This is a genomic window from Hymenobacter translucens (assembly GCF_020685205.1).
GTDB lineage: Bacteria > Bacteroidota > Bacteroidia > Cytophagales > Hymenobacteraceae > Hymenobacter > Hymenobacter translucens.
In genome coordinates, this window is sequence record NZ_JAJERB010000001.1 from 508,498 (window position 1) to 526,316 (window position 17,819).

Consider the following 17,819-nt stretch of genomic DNA (forward strand, 5'->3'; position numbering starts at 1 on the left):
TTATGCCTTCGCCCCTGACGGCTCGCCTGCGCGACATCCTGCAGCTACGCTTCACGGCACACTTTACTTCCCTGCCGGAGTCGTTTCTAAACAAGATTTCGCCCACGAATCCACTGCGCCGCCTGCTCAAAGTGCTGGGCTACGCGGGGCTGCGCCTGGTAGGCAACGTGTTTCAGCCGATCCATAATCCCGAGCAGCTGCGCGGGGCGGTATGGCTGTACGTGGTCAGCCAGAACAACTACGAGGCGTTGCGCTTTATCCGCGAAGCCCGCCCCGACAGCGTGCTGCTGGCCGGGCAGGGCAAGGAAATAGGGCGGTACAACCCGGACGTAAACCGGCTTTCCCTGCGGCGGAAGCTACTCTATTACTGGCAGCTGCCGGTGGTGCTGGCCGGGCTGATGAAAGTGGAAGGACAGGTAGCGGCACGGTTTTTTGACCTGATTTTCAACGCCATCGGCTACTACGAGGTGTACGTGCGGGCAGTGCGCCACTACCGGCCCCGGGCCATTGTGTTTGCCAACGACCACAACGACGACAGCCGGGCCCTGCTGCTGGCGGCCCGAACCTGCGGGGTGCCCACAGCCTACGTGCAGCACGCCAGCGTGAGCGTGAGCTTTCCGCCCCTGAGCTTTGATCTGAGTTTGCTGGAAGGCCAGGACGCCCTGGACAAGTACCGGCAGTGTGGGCCGGTGCAAGGCCGGGTGGAACTGGTGGGCATGCCCAAGGCCGATGCTTTCCTGGGCGAGAAAAACCAAAGCCCCACGGTACGGCGGGTGGGCCTGGCCGTCAACACCCTGGACGACACGGACGCCATTTCTGCCCTAGCGACGTACCTGCTGCGGAAGTTTCCGACGCTGACTTTCACCTTCCGCCCCCACCCCGGCGACACCCGGGACTTTGCCTTTCTGCAACGGCAGCACCCGGAGCTGCTTTTCTCCGACGCCCGGCAGCAGCATGTGTTTAACTTCCTGCAGGCCCAGGATGCGCTGATTGCCGCCGACACCAGCACCCACCTCGAAGCCACGCTGCTCAACCTGGTCAGCATCTACTACCGGCTCGGCACCCACCAGGTCGCCTACGACTACTACGGCTACGTGGCCCGCGGGCTGGTGGACGAAGCGGCGTCACCCGAACAGCTGGGCGAACTGCTGCGCCGCTACCAGCAGCACAAGCCTGCCGACCACTACCGCCGCGCAGCCTATTACAACGCTACGCTGGGCACCCCCGACGAAGGCCGGAGCCAGCAGAAAGCCCTGGCGTTGCTGGACGAGTGGCTGGCCAATACCGCCAAGACGCAGAAGTAAGCACAATCCGCACCTCTTACCTTCGCCGCATGACTACCTCCTCCGCGCCTGAGCTGCCTTCCTCCCTGCCGCAGGTTACCGCGCAGGTGCGACTCGACTACGTGCTGCACCACTTCCGCCAGGCATACCCAGCCGCCCCGCGGGAGCTGCTGGGTTATGCCGGACTGAATCCTTCTGCTCCGGTGCAGGTGGCGGACGGGGCAGGCTGGTTTTTCACCCGGACCAGCCCTTACCCGCCCGAACCGGTCTGGCACGAATGGCACGGACATCGGCTGCCGTTTTTCTTCCAACCAGCTCCGGCCACGGCGCTGCTGAGCCTGGAAGACGGTCGGGTCACCATTTATTCCGACCTGATTGCCGATGCTTTTTACCTGCTCAGCGGATGGCAGGAATACTTTTCGGCGGACCGCGACCAGCATGGGCGCTTTCCATTTGAAGCCAGCGTGCAGCACCGCTACTCCTTCGTGACGGTGCCGGCCGTCAATTACTACTTTGATATTCTGAAGACGGCGCTGGAGCACGTAAGCGGCCGGCAGCTAAAGTCAGCCACCTGGAGCGGGCACTCATTTGCCGCGTTTATCACCCACGACATCGACAACCTGCGCAGCGCGTGGAAGGCGGAGGGCCGACAGGCGCTACGGGTAGGCCACCTGGGTACTTTCCTGAGGTTGGCGGCGCAACGCTGGCTGGCCCGGGATGCCTGGGACAACCTTGAAGACGTGCTGGCGGATACTGCGCGGTACGACGCCCGCTCCATCTTTTTCTTTCTGGGCAACCCTCGCCCGGCGGCCAACGGCACGGCCAACGCCGACTATGACCTGACCACGCCTGCTTTCCAGCGGCGCATCCAAACGCTGGCCGAGGCCGGGGCCGAAGTGGGTGTGCACGGTAGCCTGGGTACTGCCACCGATATAACCCGCCTGCAAAAAGAACTCCAGCAGCTGCCTGTTCCGGCGACCGGCAACCGGTTCCACTACCTGAGCTGGGAGCCCCGCACGACCCCTTTTGTCGTGGCTGAAGCCGGCCTGACTTACGACTCCTCCCTGGGCTTTGCCGAGCACTACGGGTTTCGCAACTCCTATTGCCTTCCGTTTTGCCCATTTGATTTCCGCTCCGGGCGCATGCACGACTTTGTGGAAATCCCGCTCAACGTGATGGACGCCACCCTGCACCACCCCCGCTACCTGCAGCTGGCGCCCGACGAGGTGCTGACCTCCCTGCAGCCGATGCTGGCTGAAATCGAACGGTTCGGGGGCGTCTGCACCGTGCTCTGGCACAACGAGAACTTCTCGCCCCGCAACCACCACACCGGCCCCCGGCAGTTCCACGAGCTCATGAGCTACCTTCGCGGCCGCAACGCCGCCTTTGTCACCGGTCCGGAAATCTGCGAGGAAATGGCTGATCGAGCAGCGGATGTTCCTCAATCGGAAGCGTCAACTCACCCCTAACGAAAGCTTTCTAATCGTCCCGGCCGGTTCGTCCGCGTTACCTGCCCGCGTCAGCACCCGTCTCACCTTTCACTCCTTAGCACCGTACATTGGGCATCGTTCAGCGGCAGGGGCTGCGCAACACCATTATCTCGTACCTGGGGCTGGGGCTGGGCTTCGTCAACACGGCCTTTATCCTGCCCCGGCTGCTGGCTCCCGACCAGGTCGGGCTGACGCGGGTGCTGGTGTCCATTGCCACGATTTACGCCCAGCTGGCCGCCTTCGGGTTTGCCAATACCGGCGTACGGTTCTTTCCCTACTTCCGCAACCGGGAAAACGGGCACCACGGCTTTCTGCCCCTGCTGCTGGGCCTGCCCCTGCTGGGGTTTGCCGTCGTCACGCTGGGCTTCTGGCTGGGACGCCCCCTGATAATGGGGCAGTATGCCAAGGATGCCGCGCTGCTGGGCCCCTACTACGGCTGGGTGATTGCGCTGGCTCTTTTCACCCTGCTTTACAACCTGCAGGATGCCTACCTGCGGGCGCTCTATCACTCCGCATTTTCCTCGTTTATGCAGGAAATCGTGCTGCGGGTGCTTATTGTGGGTGCGGCTTTGCTGTTCGGGCAGGGGCTGATTTCCTTTCACGCGTTTGTGCTGGCCTACATCGGCGCGTACAGCGTGATTTCCCTGCTGCTCACGCTCTACCTGCTGCGCATCGGAGAGCTGCACCTCAAACCTAACGGGGAGGCCCTGCGCGTCCGGCCGCTGGGTGAGCTGCTGGGCTTCGGCGGATTTGCATTGCTCTCGAACCTGTCGGGCACCATTATCGGCTCTATCGACGCGCTGATGGTGGGCTCCCGGCTGGGGCTGGCGGCGGCCGGCATCTACAGCATTGCCTTTTTTATCAGCACGGCGCTAAGCATTCCGTTCCGCTCCCTCTACAAGATTGCCTTCCCCCTGCTGGCTGATTACTGGAAGGAAAACGCCATGGGCAAGATGGCCGACTTCTACCAGCGCACCACCCGCCTGAACACGGCCGTGGGCTGCTGGCTGGCCCTGGGCATCGGCCTGAACCTTGACTTTATCTACTCGCTGATGAAGCCCGAGTACGCGGCCGGCGCTACTTCGGTGATTCTGCTGCTGCTGGGCCGCCTTATCGACGGCATCACCGGGGTGAACGGCCTGATCGTGGTGACATCTCCGCGCTACCGCTACGATCTGTTCTTCAACCTGTCCCTGGCTCTGACCACGGTGCTGATGAATCTGCTGCTGATTCCACCCTTCGGCCTGACCGGCGCGGCACTGGCCACGCTGCTGGCCATGACGAGCATCAACCTGGCCCGCACCTGGTTTGTCTGGCACAGCTACCGCCTGCAGCCGTTCGACCGCACGATTCCGCTGCTGGTGCTGGCCGCGGCCGCGGCTGGCGGGGCCGCCTGGTGGATGCCGCCGGTGCACTCCGTATTCGTCACGATGCTGCTGCGCTCAGCGGTGCTGACCGGCCTATACGGCAGTGCGGTACTGGGGCTGAAGCTGCTCCCCGAAGCACAAACCCTGGTGAACAGGATTATCCCGGGCCGCTTCAGGCAGAGCTAAGCCAACAGCACAGAACACCGGCTTCGGGTATCGTTTGACAACCTCAGAACGACGTCGTCCAACGATACCCGAAGCCGGCAACTCCCGACAAGAGGCTAACGGCCAAAAGTCATCAGCTACCAGCTTCCTTCTGTGCCTGACCCAGCTTGCTGTGCTTTTTGCCGTAGCCGTAGTAGATGGCTAGGCCGATGGCCAGCCACACGAACAGCCGGAGCCAGGTGTCGGCAGGCAACGAAACCATCATCAGCAGGCAGGTCAGGATGCCGAGGATGGGCACCACCGGCACCCAGGGCGTGCGGAAGCCGCGGGGCGCGTTGGGCTCCTTTTTGCGCATAATCAGCACGCCCAGGCACACCATCACAAAAGCCAGCAGGGTTCCGATGCTGGTCATCTCCCCGACGACGGAAATCGGCACGAAGCCGGCGAACAGGCTGATAAACAACCCCAGCAGCAGGCTCGACTGCAGCGGGGTATGAAACCGGGGGTGAATCTCGGAAAAGATCTTTGGCAGCAGCCCGTCCTTTGACATCGAAAAGAACACCCGGCTCTGCCCCATCAGGTCCACCAGAATCACGGAGGTGTAGCCGATCAGAATGGCGACAATAATGGCCGAGCTCAGCCAGGCGTAGGGCGTTTTCTCAATGGCAATAGCCACCGGCGCCGCGCTGCCCTTAAACTCGGTGTAGTTAGCCAGGCCGGTCATCACGTGCCCGAACAGCACGAACAGCACGGTGCAAACGAGCAGGGAGCCGATAATGCCGATGGGCATGTTTTTCTGCGGATTCTTGGTTTCCTGGGCCATAGTGGCCACGATGTCGAAGCCGATGAACACGAAGAACACCACCCCGGCCCCGCGCAGGATTCCGCTTAAGCCGAACTCCCCGAACTTGCCGGTATTCTCCGGTATGTAGGGCTGGTAGTTGGCCGGGTCGATGTACTGCCAGCCGAGGGCAATAAATACCAGCACCACCAGCACCTTAAGGCTGACCACCAGCGCATTAAACCAGGCCGATCTGGAGGTACCCCGCACGATAATGGCCGTAATGGCCAGCACAATCAGCATAGCCGGCACGTTCACCAGCCCCGATACCACCGAGCCGTCGGCCAGGGTGGCTTTCTCGAAGGGCGACATCACCAGCCGGGCCGGCAGGTGCAGGTCGTATTTGCTGAGAAACCGCACCAGGTACTGCGACCAGCTGATGGCCACCGTAGCGGCGCCCACCGAGTATTCCAGAATCAAATCCCAGCCGATAATCCAGGCAAACAGCTCTCCCATGGTGGCATAGGAATAGGTGTAGGCCGAACCGGCTACCGGCACCATGGAGGCAAACTCAGCGTAGCATAACGCCGAGAAGGCGCAGCCGACGGCGGCCACCAGAAAGGAGAGCGTAACGGCCGGCCCCGCATTTTCGGCGGCGGCAATGCCGGTCAGGGAAAACAGACCGGCCCCGATGATAACCCCAATGCCGATGGCAATCAGGCTAAAGCCGTTGAGGCTGCGCTTGAGCGTATTCGCGCCCGTTTCGGCCGCTTCCAGACGAAGTAGCTCCAGTGATTTTTTAAGCATAAAATGAAATGGGAACCGCACCGGCGCACGAATGAGCACAGTTCGGAGCTGTGCTGCCGCTGCACAGCAACAACGCCCCAAAACCCGCCAGGTGACCGGAAAGGCAAGAAGAAAAAGAAGAAAGGGGAAAAGTGGTCCGGGGCCGGCCGCTACCCAATGCGGCCTATTCTACCGGCTGACGCCCGGCAGTTCAACAACAGCAACAACACCCCGCCGCGGCTACGGCGGATATGAGCAGCCCGGGGGCGGCAAAAAAAAGAGAAACGGCGTTGCGGGTAATTTCCACGGCTACTTGTTTTTATATGGCCCGCCGCGGGGCAGCGGACCTTCGGTTGGGCACCGTTCCGCACGTTGCGGGGGTTGCCGGCGCGTCAAAGAGCCTGTCTCTCAGCGCCTCGATATAAAAACAATCCTTCGGGCAAAAAGAATTGGTAGCGCAAAGATACTGCCCGCCGGCCCGGTTTTGCAACGTGCCGCCTCGATTAGGGCCGGTTGGGTGCTTTCCAGACCCAACCCCGGCCCCGCCCGGCACCGTAAGCAAGCCTTCCGCATCTCCCCTGCCCGCTAACCCGCTCCTATGCACCCCGCACTTAAAAAAGCCCTGACGGTAACGGCCTATACTACCGGCTCCCTGGTCGGGGCTGTGAGCCTCTACGTGGCTACTTCCTTTCTGCTGTCCCGGATTCCGGTGAATGCCGAGGACGCCGACCCGGCCGAAGACGTCGACATCTATATCTTCTCCAACGGCGTGCACACCGACATCGTGACGCCCATCCGGCACGAGCTGATCGACTGGACCACACTGGTGCCCATCGAGGATACCCCGGCCAAAGACGCGGCGGCGCAGTTTATCGGCTTCGGCTGGGGCGACAAGGGCTTTTACCTGGATACGCCCACCTGGGCCGAGCTTAAAGCCAGCACCGCGTTCAAAGCCATGTTCTACCTGAGTTCCTCGGCCATGCACACCACCTTCTACCAGACGATGCAGGAGTCGGCCAGCTGCGTGAAAATCAAAATCAGCCGGGACGAGTACCGCCGACTGATTGACTTCATTAAAGCCAGTTTCGAGTGCGATGCTCAGGGCCGGCCGCTGCACATCGGAAACCACAGCTACGGGCAGCACGACGCTTTCTACGAAGCCAAGCGGACCTACAGCTTCCTTTACACCTGCAACACCTGGGCGAACAGCGCCCTCAAGGCCAGCGGGCAGCGGGCCTGCCTCTGGACGGCCATGGACTGGGGCATCTTCTACCAGTACCGCCGCCCCGGCCCGCCGGTACCCGCGGTGTGAGCAGCGCCAAACTTTTTTCATCTGTTTGGAGGGCGCGCCGTATGGCCTTACCAGCAGTACCCCAAGACGAAACACCTGATAATCAGCGCACGAATCCGCCTGCCAGGTAGCCGACGTGAAAAAAGCCCGAGCGTTTAACGGGCCGATTGACTTTTTTTATTTGCCTGATGAAAGGATTTAAGGCCAAAACTGGCACCTGAGTTGCCTATTGCCTTAGCAGAAGCAAAAAACTCTGATCCGGACGGAGTTTCGCTATCCTTCCAAAATAAAACAATTCAGATACCTTACCCATGAAAAAGATCCTCGTTCTCCTCGCTGCCTTTACCTTTTCCGCCGGCGTTGCCTCGGCCCAGACTCCGGCTCAGACCAAGATCAAGCACAAGGTAAAAACCGAGCACGGTGCCAAAGCTGACAAGACGCCCGAGCAGAAAGCCGAGCGCTCTGCCCAGAAAATGGCCAAAAGCCTGGGCCTGAGTGCCGAGCAAACCGAGAAAGTGCGTCAGCTGAACCTGGCCCGCTTCCAGGAGCGCCAGGCCAAGCGCGCCCACCAGGGCACGGCTGCCAAAACCCGCGCCAGCCGCCAGGAAATGAAGGCCGGCCGGGAGCAGTACGAAGCCCAGCTGAAGCAGATCCTCAGCGCCGACCAGTTCGCGAAGTACGCGCAGCTGAAAGCCGAGAAGATGGAAAAGCAAAAGGCCAGCCGTAAAGCCAAAACCCAGAAGAGCTAATCCTGCTCATACTACCGCTGAAGAAAGCCCCGACCGTACTGGCCGGGGCTTTTTTAGTTACCTGACGCTGGCAGGGCCTTTTCCAGCGCCGCCCTTCCGCGCAGACGGTAGCAGTTCATGGCCGTATCGGCGAGCTGCTCGATCAGGCGGTAGTTGGCCACCGCCCCCACCGCCGCGCCAATCACGGGCACCAGCTGAGCCAGCTTGGCCAGGTCGATATAGTCGCGGTACTCCTGCTGAAAAGTGCGCCAGTCGAAGTCGTGCACGTCCGGGGGTAGGGTGTGGCGGTAGGCGTCCCAGTCGGCGACGCGCCGGTAGATGTCGTTGCGGGTATGCTGGCTGGAAAAGGCGAGCTGGAAGATGTGGAGCAGAAACAGCCGCTCGGAGTAGTCGCGCACGTCGTAGCCGTAGAGGGCGGCCACATCGAACAGCAGCTTGAGCTTAATGCCGAGTAACAAGGGGAAGTCGGCCAGGCCGAGCAGGAAGCCGCCCGCGCCGGTAACGGCGCCCTCGGCCGCAGCGGTGGTGCGGTAGTAGCGCACGTGGTCCCTCACGGCCGCTTCGCGCTCGGTCAGGCTGGCGTCGAGCAGCGGCTTGCGGGTGGTATGCGTCGAGCCGAACAGTACGCCGCGCACCATCTGCTTGATGGCCGAGGTCAGGGCCTGGTGGACTTTTTCGGGCAGCAGGGCATTGAGCCGGATCTGTAACCGTCGGGTAAAGCGGTTGAGCAGCGTAGGCGTCTGCTGCATCTTTTGCTGCCACTCGCGCAGCTCGATGAGGGCTTGTTGTTCGGGGGTGAGCATGTTCGGAGGTGTTTCGGCTAGTTAATAAAAAGGCTTTTTACCTCTTCCGTAAAATCTACCGTCTCGGTAAACTCCTTCCAGGTCAGGAAACGAGGCCATAACGCGCTAGGGACTTTATGCGAATGACTAAGTCGGAAAAGCTCTTTCCCTTCTAAGCGAAGCGGATAAATCACCCTCGATGCCCATCCGGCAGAACTTGCCAGCCCAGGAATCAACTCCTGGCTAAGCGCTTTTCCTACCTGCAACCAGAATTCATTTGTAGCTGCCTCTAATGGCACCTCCCACCACTCGGTAACTGTATCAGCAAAAACAAACCAGGAACCAATCGTCAGACCGCGGCCCGGCGGCAGTGGTAAATTCTCCGATTAGCCTCAGGTCGGTGATGTAAACTGACCATAGCTGCTGCCCTCCTGCTTTACAAAGCACTGCTTCATCTGCAAGAGTAAGCCTAACAGAATCAGCCATATACCTGATTTCACTTTAAACTGTAAATCCGCTCGATAATCTCGACCACCTTCATGCCTTCCAGCGCGTTGGTGGTGGCGAAGCCGCGCTTCTGCACGGTGTCCACCACGTTCTCGATGACCTGCACGTGGTTGGCGGCGCTGCCCTGATAAGGGCCGTAGTCGTTGGCGGGGTTTGTTGGAGCCAGCTCAGGCAACTCGTAGCCCTGCACGTGACAGTACTCTACCCGGTCCATGTACTGCCCGCCGATGCGCAGGCTGCCGTGCTCGGCCACCACCGTCAGGGAGCTTTCCAGGTTCCGGTCCCACACGCTGGTGCTGTATTGCAGCGTGCCGGCCCCACCCCGGACCAGCTCAAAGCTCACCAGGCCGGAGTCCTCGAAATCGGTAATGCCGGCATGGTTGAAGTCGTAAAAACGGGCCTGCAGGTTCTGCACGTCGCCGAACACCCAGTAGAGCAAGTCCACGAAATGGCTGAACTGGGTAAACAGCGTACCCCCGTCCTGGTCGCGGCGGCCTTTCCAGCTTGTGCCGCCCTTGTAATAGCGGGCGTCGCGGTTCCAGAAGCAGTTGATCTGCACCAGGTAAATCTGCCCCAGCCGACCAGAGTCCACCAAATCCTTCAGCCACTGCGAAGGCGGGGAATAGCGGTTCTGCATAACCCCGAACACCAGCCGGCCGGTCTGCAAAGCCACGTGGATGATATCCTCCGCGTCGCGCTTGCGCAGGGCAATGGGCTTTTCGATGACCACATGCAGGCCATGACGGAGTCCGGCAATGGCCTGGGGCGCGTGCTGATGGTTGGGCGTGGCTACCGTCAGCACGTCGGCCGGAGACCCGCTGGTCAGAAACTCGTCGAGGGAAGCAAAGAACGGCACCCCCGGAAACTCGGCGGCCAGCTCCGGCTGTAGCCCGGCGCGCACGTCAATCAGGGCAACCAGCCGGGCACCGGGGTGGCGGGCAACCAGGGCGGCGTGTCGGCGGCCGATATGGCCTACCCCGCAAATGGCAAAGCGGACAGCGGCAGGAGATTCAGGAGTAGTCACGAAGCGAAGGTAACGGCAACTTGCAGTTGGCGGAAACAGGACCGCTGTGCAACGCCAGATCGGAGCTGGAATTTTACCCGGCTGCGTTTTCCGTCCATTCGCGCACGCACTTCGTCACATAGGCTACTTGCGCTTCGCTCAGCTCGGGATGAACGGGCAATGACAAAACGGTGCGGCACAGCGTCTCGGCCACCGAAAACTGCCCTTCGCGGTAACCCAGGTATTCATAAGCCGGCTGTTGGTGCAGGGGCCGAGGGTAATAGATCATGGTAGGCACGCCGCAGGCTTTCAGGTAGTTCTGCAGGTCGTCGCGCCGTGCTTGCTGGTCGAGGGTGATGGTGTACTGGTGAAAGACGTGGGTGCTGCCTGGCTGCCGGACCGGCACGCGTATACCGGGCAGACTCCGCAGCGCTTCATCGTAGTAAGCAGCCACGGCCTGGCGACGGTCGGTCCAGGCGTCGAGGTGGCGTAGCTTTACGCGCAGCAGCGCCGCCTGCAGCGTGTCGAGGCGGGAGTTGAGGCCGAGGCGCTGGTGCACGTACTTGCGGCCCCGGGCCTGACCGTGGTTGGCCAGCTCGTACAGCAGCTCCGCCCGGGCCGGGTCGCGGGTAAGCAGGGCGCCGCCGTCGCCGAGGGCACCGAGGTTTTTAGAAGGGAAAAACGACGTGGTGCCCACCTCTCCTACCGTCCCCGCCGCCTGAGCCGTTCCGTCCGGAAACGTCCACACGGCGCCCAGGGCCTGGGCATTGTCTTCGATAAGCGCCAGCTTACGGCGCTGGCACAGCTGCCGCAGGGCCGTCAGATCAGCACACTGCCCGTAGAGATGCACGGCCATGATGGCCCGGGTGCGGGGCGTGATGGCAGCCTCGGCCGCGGCCGGGTCGAGCGTAAAGGTATGTGGCAGCACTTCGGCCAGCACGGGGCGCAAGCCCAGAACGGCGGCGGCTTCGGCGGTAGCCACGTACGTAAAGGCCGGCACGATGACTTCGTCGCCGGGCTGCAGGTGCAGGCTCATCAGCGCCAGTTGCAGGGCATCGGTGCCGTTGGCGCAGGGCACCACCTGCGCGCCTCCCAGGTACTGGCCCAGCTCCCCGGCAAAGTCCGCCACGTCGGGTCCCTGAATAAAGGCGCTTTCGTCGAACACCCGGCGCAGGGCCTCGTCCAGCTCGGGCTGAATATAGGCGTGCTGCACGGCCAGGTCCAGCATCTGAATGGGGGAAGGCGGCTTGGGGAAGGTCGGCAAGTGGGGCGGCAGCAAGGGTGAGCCTCAAAGATAGACGTGGCGGCCACATGCCGGGTATGCTCGATTATATAACCCAACCAGAATACTCTGCGTTACAGGGGCTCGACAGCGGGCTTCAAGGCCCACCGTTGTTTCACTTAATCTTTCCAAGTCATGAAAAAGAACCTTCTCTCGATACCCGCCCTGGCGGCCATGCTGCTGCTCGGCGGCATGAGCTTCACCCAGGTGAGCTGCTCGCAGGCCGATAACAAAGAAGCCGCCCAGAACACCGATCAGGCCTATACCGACTTCCAGACCTTCGTCACCAATACCGAAGCCAGCGCCGGCACCGTCGCCAACCAGACCGAAACCGAGTGGAACGACGAAACGGCCCAGCTGAAAAGCGACTACGAAGCCAAGATGACGGCGGCAGAAGCCGATGCCGCCAACTGGGACGAGGCCCGCAAAGCCGAGTACGAGCAGCTTAAAACCCGCTACAATACCGCCTACGCCGCTCGTCAGGCTGCTTGGGACAGCCGCGCCGGCGCTTCGGCCTCCTCGAGCGGGGCTGGCAGTGCGCCCGCCAAGCTGGGCCAGTATTACAAGCCCAGCCAGCCCGCCGCCGCGCTGACGGCCGCTAATGCCCGCGCGACCTACGAGAGCTTCACGGCCATGGTAAAGCAGAACGAGAACCGCTACGACATTGACGACTGGCGCAACATCAACGCCGAGTGGCGCGCCCTCGACGAGAAGTATGACCAGATCAAGGACCAGGTAAGCACCGCCGACAAGGCCGAAATTGCCAAGGAAAAGCTGAAGTACGCCGCGTTTAAGTCGTACGACAAAGCCGAGGCCCGGGCCTCCCAGGGAGCCGCGGCAGTAAGCGGGGCGGCCAGCAGTGCGGAAGCCGGAACCCGCGACGAGCGCCAGGAAGTGAAAACTGCCGCCTCCAACACCGCTTCCGACGTGAAGGAAGCCGGTAAGACGGTTGGCCAGAAAATCGGCAACGCCGCCCAGAAAGTAGGCGAAAAGACCAAAGAAGGCTACAAGGAAGTGAAGTCGGAAGTGAAGAACACCGACAACGACTAACCTCCGCGATGCTGCCAAGTAAAAAAGCCCCCGCCTGCGCGGGGGCTTTTTTTATGAAAATTCAGTCAACTGCATCAGCGAAGTGTACGCTTAAAGTTTCAGGCCCGACTTATAGCTTCAACTCTCTTTGGGAAGTTTACTTAAAAACTCTTTCGCGTCTTCAACAGAGTTAAAGTTGATTAACTCGCCAAACTCTTTCTCTGAGTCTAATAGTTCTAGGACAAACTTGGTCTCCGGTTTCAACCCGCAAAAGATCAGACTGTAGCGACCTAGTTTCGTCATCTTATTTTTTAGTTCGAGGAGTTCCAGACCCATTACATTAATGGATGTTAGCTCATGAGCATCGATTAGGACATGCGCTACTCTTTTTATGGTTTCTGAATTCAGAAGTGCCACCACTTCTGAAAGCTTGTCGATATCATAGACTTGACCAAGTGACAGGATTAGCACATTGTTTTCATCTTCTATCCCTGGTGTTATTGGTGCCATTATCCGCAGCTCCTGCAGAAACCACAGCAGCTTCAGCAGATCCAGCTGACGCAAGCTAGGGCTTCGGGAAAGCAGGTTCCGTCGGAGACGAGCTTCGGCTTGGCTGAGTGCGTACCGGGCAGCGGCGGCCAGCCGGAGCTTTTGCAGGCGGCGCGCCGTCTGTACCAGCCGGGTTTCCCCTCCCAGGCCCTCCGTCTGGTAAAGCCGGGCCAGGTTCCGCACCGCATCGTGGGTTTTGGCCAGAAACACGCCGGCTGGCTCCAGCCCGTCGTGCAGAACGGGATTGTCGAGGTGCAGTACCGGCACGGCGGCCTGACGGAGCCGCCAGCCAAACTTGGTGTCTTCGTGCCCGTAGCGGGTTAGGCTTTCGTCGAGACCAAACTGCCGGAACAGAGCCGCGTCGATCAACAGGTTGTTGAGCGTCAGCTGGGCGTGGGGGTCCTGGTTTCGCACCGCCGCCGGCCGGGCCTCCCGCTCCCGGCCGTAAAGCCAGCGCAGGTGCAGAGCCGGGTCAGCTGGCGGCTGGGCTTCGTAGCAGGTGCCGCCCACCGCTGCCGGGGTCCGGCCCAGCACGGCAGCATAGCGGGAGAGAAACTGCGCGTCGGGCAGTTGGCTGTCGTTGTCGAGCAGCAGCAGCCAGGGATACCCGGCAGCAGCGGCCAGGTGGTTGCGGATGGCGGCCCGTCCCTGATTGGCGGGCATCTCTTTGTAGCGTACGCCGGGCAGCGCAGCCAGGGGCCGGTTCAGTGCCTGAAAGCCTTCCTCCGACTTGTCATCAAACAGCAGCACCTCCACCGGTCCGGGCCAGGACGGTGCCTGGCTCAGCAGATCCTGCACCAGCGCCGATACGTCGCGGTTGTACACCGGAATCAGCACTGACAAGCCGAGGGCGACCACGACTATTCCGGCAGGTTGATCGACGTGCGGGCCGAATCGAGCAGCTGGCCCTGCTCACACTTGAACACCCGCTTCGGGTACTGCCGGATCAGCTGGTAGTTGTGCGTGGCCATTAGCACGGCGGTACCGGAATTGTTGATTTCCATGAACAGGCGCATGATGCTGTCGGCCACGTCGGGGTCGAGGTTGCCGGTGGGCTCGTCGGCCAGTAGCAGCATGGGCTCATTGAGCAAAGCCCGGGCAATGACGACGCGCTGCTGCTCTCCGCCCGAGAGCTGGTGGGGCATCTTGGCCGCGGCGTTGCTGAGCCCCACCCGCATCAGCACCTCACTGATGCGCTGCTGCATCTTGGCCTTGCCGCTCCAGCCCGTGGCTTTCAGCACAAACCGCAGGTTCTCGGCCACCGAGCGGTCCACGAGCAGCTGAAAGTCCTGAAAGATGATGCCGAGCTTGCGCCGCAGATACGGCACTTTCGAGTCGCTTAGCTTGGGCAGCGCAAACCCCGCCACTGTGCCGGTTCCCCCACCCAGGGGCAGGTCGGCATAGAGCGTTTTGAGCAGGGAGCTTTTGCCGGCGCCGGTCCGGCCCACGAGGTAGGCGAACTCGCCTTTTTCGAGGGAGAAGGTAACGTTGCGCAGCACCGTATTCACGTCCTGCATCACAAAGGCGTCGTTCAGCTCAATAACAGCCATGTGGGGGCTTGGGGCTAAGGGTATGGGGGTCTTGGATGATAAACTTCGTGATACGTATCCGGCATTGCGCAATAGAGCTAGAGCCGGGGCATCGGAACGTAATCCAAGACCCCGAGTCCCAAAGACCCCACAACCTAAATTTCCAGCTTCTGCAGCTTGCCAAACTCCAGCTCCGAGATAAGGGCGGCCAGCGGCTCCTCCTTGCCTTCGAGGCCATAGCGGTGCAGGTCTTTCAGGGGACGGTCGGCGCGGAAGTAGGCAATGAGCACAAACTCCTCGTCCCGCAGCTGGATGTAGTCCGGAATCTTGGCCTTGCCCTTTACTTTGATGATGTACATAATCGGTTGCTGATTGCTGGTTGTTACTTGCTGATTGTTGATAGCAATTACAATCAGCAAACAACAATTAGCTATTGACCTTCTTATGATCGGCCAGGAACGTGGCCAGGCCGTTGTCGGTGAGCGGGTGCTTGAGCAGGCCGGTGATAACGCTGAGTGGGCAGGTCACCACGTCGGCGCCGATTTCGGCGCACTGAATCAGGTGGGGCACGTGGCGCACCGAGGCGGCCAGCACCTGGGTGGGGTAGCCATAGTTGCTGAAAATCTGCACCAGCTGCTCCACCAGCTGCAGTCCATCGTGCCCGATGTCGTCGAGGCGCCCTACGAAGGGCGACACGTACGTTGCCCCGGCCTTGGCGGCCAGCAGGGCCTGCCCGGCCGAGAAAATCAGCGTGCAGTTGGTTTTAATGCCCTTCTCGGAAAAGTAGCGGATGGCTTTCACGCCGTCGCGGGTCATGGGCACCTTTACCACGATGTTGGGGTGCAGGTCCGCCAGCATCTCCCCTTCCCGGACCATCTCACTGAACTCGGTGGCAATCACTTCGGCCGATACGTCGCCATCCACCAGCTCGCAGATCTGGCGGTAGTGCGCCATCACGTTGTCCATGCCCTTGATGCCTTCCTTGGCCATGAGCGAGGGGTTGGTGGTCACGCCATCCAGCACGCCGAGGTCAACGGCTTCCTGGATGTCCTTTAGGTTGGCGGTATCGATGAAGAACTTCATGTTTTAAGCGGTTAGCTGATGGCTGTTAGCTGGTAGCCTTTTACCGGGAGGCTTTCAGAACAAACGCTAACAGCTAAAGGCTGCCAGCTAACAGCTACTAAAAAAGAATGCCCCAAAGCTAACCGTTTGCCAGCAGATGGGCAGGGGAAGCGTTGGGGACAGGGCAAAAAAATAGCGAGCCAGAATCGCACCGCTCAACCACCTACCCTTGCTACCTTCCGGTCCTGGGGGAGTTCAGCAGGAGCTGGTCGTTCTGACTCGCCGTTGCAAAGGTACGCAGAGATTTCACAGTTAATACGCCCGGCAGCAATTTTTCTGCGAATGGACGTCATTCGGCCGGTTCAGCGCCCTACTCACCTGATTACTAGCTCGTCTTTTTTCGACCGGCCCACCCGGGCGGGTGTCTGATGGAACCGGCTGAGCTGGACAGTGCGCAAAGCCCACCCCGCAGGCTTCCCGCCCAGCCCGGTCAGGGCACGAGGATGCGGCTCCACATCGGGGAAGCGGGTTATTTCCAGAAATCAGGAGCTAAACTGTTATGCAGACGATTATGCGCTTTACTTTTGCCCATGCCTCAACAGATTCTGATTCTCGATTTCGGCTCCCAGTACACCCAGCTCATTGCCCGACGAATTCGGGAACTGAACGTCTACTGCGAAATTCACCCGTTTAGCAGCGCCCCGGACCTCACTGAGGATATCCGGGGCGTTGTGCTTTCCGGCTCTCCGTGCTCGGTGCGCGACCCCGAAGCCCCCCACCCCGACCTGACGGCCTACCTGGGCCGGGTGCCGGTGTTGGGGGTGTGCTATGGGGCGCAGCTGCTGGCCCACCAGGGCGGCGGCGAGGTGCTGCCCGCCACCATCCGCGAGTACGGCCGCGCCCGCCTCAGCCGCCTCGACGAGGACAACCCGCTGATGCGCGGCCTGATCAGCGGCTCGCAGGTGTGGATGTCACACGGCGACACGATAAAGACGTTGCCGGCGGGGTTTGAAAGCATTGCCAGTACCCCGGAAGTCGACGTGGCCGCCTACCGTATCGAGGGCCAGCTGACCTACGGAATTCAGTTCCACCCCGAAGTAACGCACACCACAGAAGGCAAAATCCTGCTGCGCAACTTCGTGGTGGGCATCTGCGGCTGCGACCAGAGCTGGACCCCGGAGCACTTCGTGGATTCTATGGTGCTGGCCCTTCAGCGCACGATTGGCGAGCAGGATCAGGTGATTCTGGGCCTCTCCGGCGGGGTCGACTCGAGCGTGGCGGCCCTGCTGCTGCACCGTGCCATCGGCCCCCGTCTGCACGGCATCTTCGTGAACAATGGCCTGCTGCGCCAGTTCGAGTACGACGACGTGCTGCACTCCTACAAAGACCTCGGCCTGAACGTGCGCGGCGTGGATGCCTCCTCGGAGTTCTACGCCGCCCTGGCCGGCATCTCCGACCCCGAGCTGAAGCGCAAGGCCATCGGGCGCACGTTCATTGAGGTGTTTGACCGCGAAGCCCAGAAGGTGGACGGCGCCCGGTGGCTGGCCCAGGGCACTATCTACCCCGACGTAATTGAGTCGGTATCGGTGAAAGGCCCGGCCGTAACCATCAAGAGCCACCACAACGTGGGCGGGCTGCCCGATAAGATGAACCTCAAAGTGGTGGAGCCCTTGCGGGCGTTGTTCAAGGATGAAGTACGCGAAGTCGGCGAGGCGCTGGGTCTTCCCCACCCCATCCTGCACCGCCACCCGTTCCCCGGCCCCGGCCTGGGCATCCGCATTTTGGGCGACATCACTCCCTTAAAGGTAGACCTGCTGCAGCGGGCCGATGCCATCTTCATCAATGGGCTGAAAGAGCACGGCCTCTACGAAAAGGTATGGCAGGCCGGCGTGATGCTGCTGCCCATCCAGAGCGTGGGCGTAATGGGCGACGAGCGGACCTACGAGCAGGTAGTAGCCCTCCGCGCCGTCACCAGCGTGGACGGCATGACGGCCGACTGGGCCCACCTGCCCTACGAGTTTCTGGCGGAAGTTTCCAACAAGATCATCAACCAGGTGCGGGGCATCAACCGGGTCGTGTACGACATCAGCTCCAAGCCCCCGGCCACGATTGAGTGGGAGTAAAGCGCGAGGTTACGCGGAGTTAACACATGTTTCGCAACGGC

15 protein-coding genes, 1 other RNA gene and 1 riboswitch are annotated in these 17,819 nt (G+C 61.1%); of the genes, 7 read left to right on the top strand and 9 right to left on the bottom strand.

The annotated features are described in order from the left end of the window. The first annotated feature begins 2 nt into the window (after nucleotides 1–2). The 3 genes from LJY25_RS02180 (at nucleotide 3) to LJY25_RS02190 (ending at nucleotide 4,326) form a co-directional block, all read left to right on the top strand. Nucleotides 3–1,304 (top strand): glycosyltransferase family protein, encoded by a 1,302-nt coding sequence (locus tag LJY25_RS02180; protein WP_227606581.1) that lies wholly within the window; start codon nucleotides 3–5, stop codon nucleotides 1,302–1,304. Between the two features lie 29 nt (nucleotides 1,305–1,333). Beyond that, on the top strand, nucleotides 1,334–2,752 hold the full coding sequence (locus tag LJY25_RS02185) for a DUF7033 domain-containing protein (RefSeq protein WP_227606582.1): 1,419 nt from the start codon (nucleotides 1,334–1,336) through the stop codon (nucleotides 2,750–2,752). A gap of 89 nt (nucleotides 2,753–2,841) precedes the next feature. Continuing rightward, nucleotides 2,842–4,326 carry a lipopolysaccharide biosynthesis protein gene (locus LJY25_RS02190; RefSeq protein WP_227606583.1) on the top strand — a complete coding sequence of 495 codons (1,485 nt, stop codon included), beginning with the start codon at nucleotides 2,842–2,844 and terminating at the stop codon, nucleotides 4,324–4,326. Between the two features lie 112 nt (nucleotides 4,327–4,438). Here LJY25_RS02190 and LJY25_RS02195 read toward each other — a convergent pair whose 3' ends face one another. Continuing rightward, nucleotides 4,439–5,893 (bottom strand): amino acid permease, encoded by a 1,455-nt coding sequence (locus LJY25_RS02195; protein WP_227606584.1) that lies wholly within the window; start codon nucleotides 5,891–5,893, stop codon nucleotides 4,439–4,441. 295 nt (nucleotides 5,894–6,188) lie between these two features. Next, nucleotides 6,189–6,300: riboswitch (SAM riboswitch) on the bottom strand. A 170-nt stretch (nucleotides 6,301–6,470) separates the two neighbouring features. On the opposite strand from LJY25_RS02195, the gene LJY25_RS02200 reads away from it, so the two are divergent. Beyond that, nucleotides 6,471–7,184, top strand: coding sequence for a TIGR02117 family protein (locus LJY25_RS02200; protein ID WP_227606585.1), 714 nt, complete (start codon nucleotides 6,471–6,473; stop codon nucleotides 7,182–7,184). 290 nt (nucleotides 7,185–7,474) lie between these two features. After that, a complete protein-coding gene (locus LJY25_RS02205; RefSeq protein ID WP_227606586.1) occupies nucleotides 7,475–7,912 on the top strand; it encodes a DUF4890 domain-containing protein in 438 nt (145 codons plus the stop codon). 53 nt (nucleotides 7,913–7,965) lie between these two features. On the opposite strand, the gene LJY25_RS02210 is transcribed toward LJY25_RS02205, so the two are convergent. From LJY25_RS02210 to LJY25_RS02220, 3 genes are all read right to left on the bottom strand, one after another. Then, a complete protein-coding gene (locus tag LJY25_RS02210; protein ID WP_227606587.1) occupies nucleotides 7,966–8,715 on the bottom strand; it encodes an EcsC family protein in 750 nt (249 codons plus the stop codon). 475 nt (nucleotides 8,716–9,190) lie between these two features. Continuing rightward, nucleotides 9,191–10,225 (bottom strand): Gfo/Idh/MocA family protein, encoded by a 1,035-nt coding sequence (locus LJY25_RS02215; RefSeq protein WP_227606588.1) that lies wholly within the window; start codon nucleotides 10,223–10,225, stop codon nucleotides 9,191–9,193. Between the two features lie 73 nt (nucleotides 10,226–10,298). Beyond that, a complete protein-coding gene (locus tag LJY25_RS02220; protein ID WP_227606589.1) occupies nucleotides 10,299–11,468 on the bottom strand; it encodes a DegT/DnrJ/EryC1/StrS family aminotransferase in 1,170 nt (389 codons plus the stop codon). A gap of 153 nt (nucleotides 11,469–11,621) precedes the next feature. On the opposite strand from LJY25_RS02220, the gene LJY25_RS02225 reads away from it, so the two are divergent. After that, entirely contained in the window at nucleotides 11,622–12,536 is a 915-nt protein-coding gene (locus tag LJY25_RS02225; protein ID WP_227606590.1) for a DUF6565 domain-containing protein, read from the top strand. Between the two features lie 117 nt (nucleotides 12,537–12,653). On the opposite strand, the gene LJY25_RS02230 is transcribed toward LJY25_RS02225, so the two are convergent. The 5 genes from LJY25_RS02230 to ffs form a co-directional block, all read right to left on the bottom strand. Continuing rightward, nucleotides 12,654–13,922: a glycosyltransferase gene (locus LJY25_RS02230; RefSeq protein ID WP_227606591.1), complete on the bottom strand. Its 1,269-nt coding sequence runs from the start codon at nucleotides 13,920–13,922 to the stop codon at nucleotides 12,654–12,656. A 2-nt stretch (nucleotides 13,923–13,924) separates the two neighbouring features. Then, entirely contained in the window at nucleotides 13,925–14,614 is a 690-nt protein-coding gene (locus tag LJY25_RS02235) for a cell division ATP-binding protein FtsE (RefSeq protein WP_227606592.1), read from the bottom strand. A 134-nt stretch (nucleotides 14,615–14,748) separates the two neighbouring features. Next, nucleotides 14,749–14,952 (bottom strand): fructose-6-phosphate aldolase, encoded by a 204-nt coding sequence (locus LJY25_RS02240; RefSeq protein ID WP_227606893.1) that lies wholly within the window; start codon nucleotides 14,950–14,952, stop codon nucleotides 14,749–14,751. Nucleotides 14,953–15,019: 67 nt separating this feature from the next. Beyond that, the gene (gene fsa / locus LJY25_RS02245) at nucleotides 15,020–15,676 is read right to left on the bottom strand and encodes a fructose-6-phosphate aldolase (protein ID WP_227606593.1); all 657 of its coding nucleotides are present in this window, start codon (nucleotides 15,674–15,676) and stop codon (nucleotides 15,020–15,022) included. 168 nt (nucleotides 15,677–15,844) lie between these two features. After that, an RNA gene (gene ffs / locus LJY25_RS02250) (signal recognition particle sRNA small type) lies at nucleotides 15,845–15,941 on the bottom strand. 304 nt (nucleotides 15,942–16,245) lie between these two features. Here ffs and guaA point away from each other — a divergent pair. Continuing rightward, complete coding sequence (gene guaA / locus LJY25_RS02255) at nucleotides 16,246–17,778, top strand: glutamine-hydrolyzing GMP synthase (protein WP_227606594.1); 1,533 nt, start codon at nucleotides 16,246–16,248, stop codon at nucleotides 17,776–17,778. The last annotated feature ends 41 nt before the right edge of the window (nucleotides 17,779–17,819 follow it).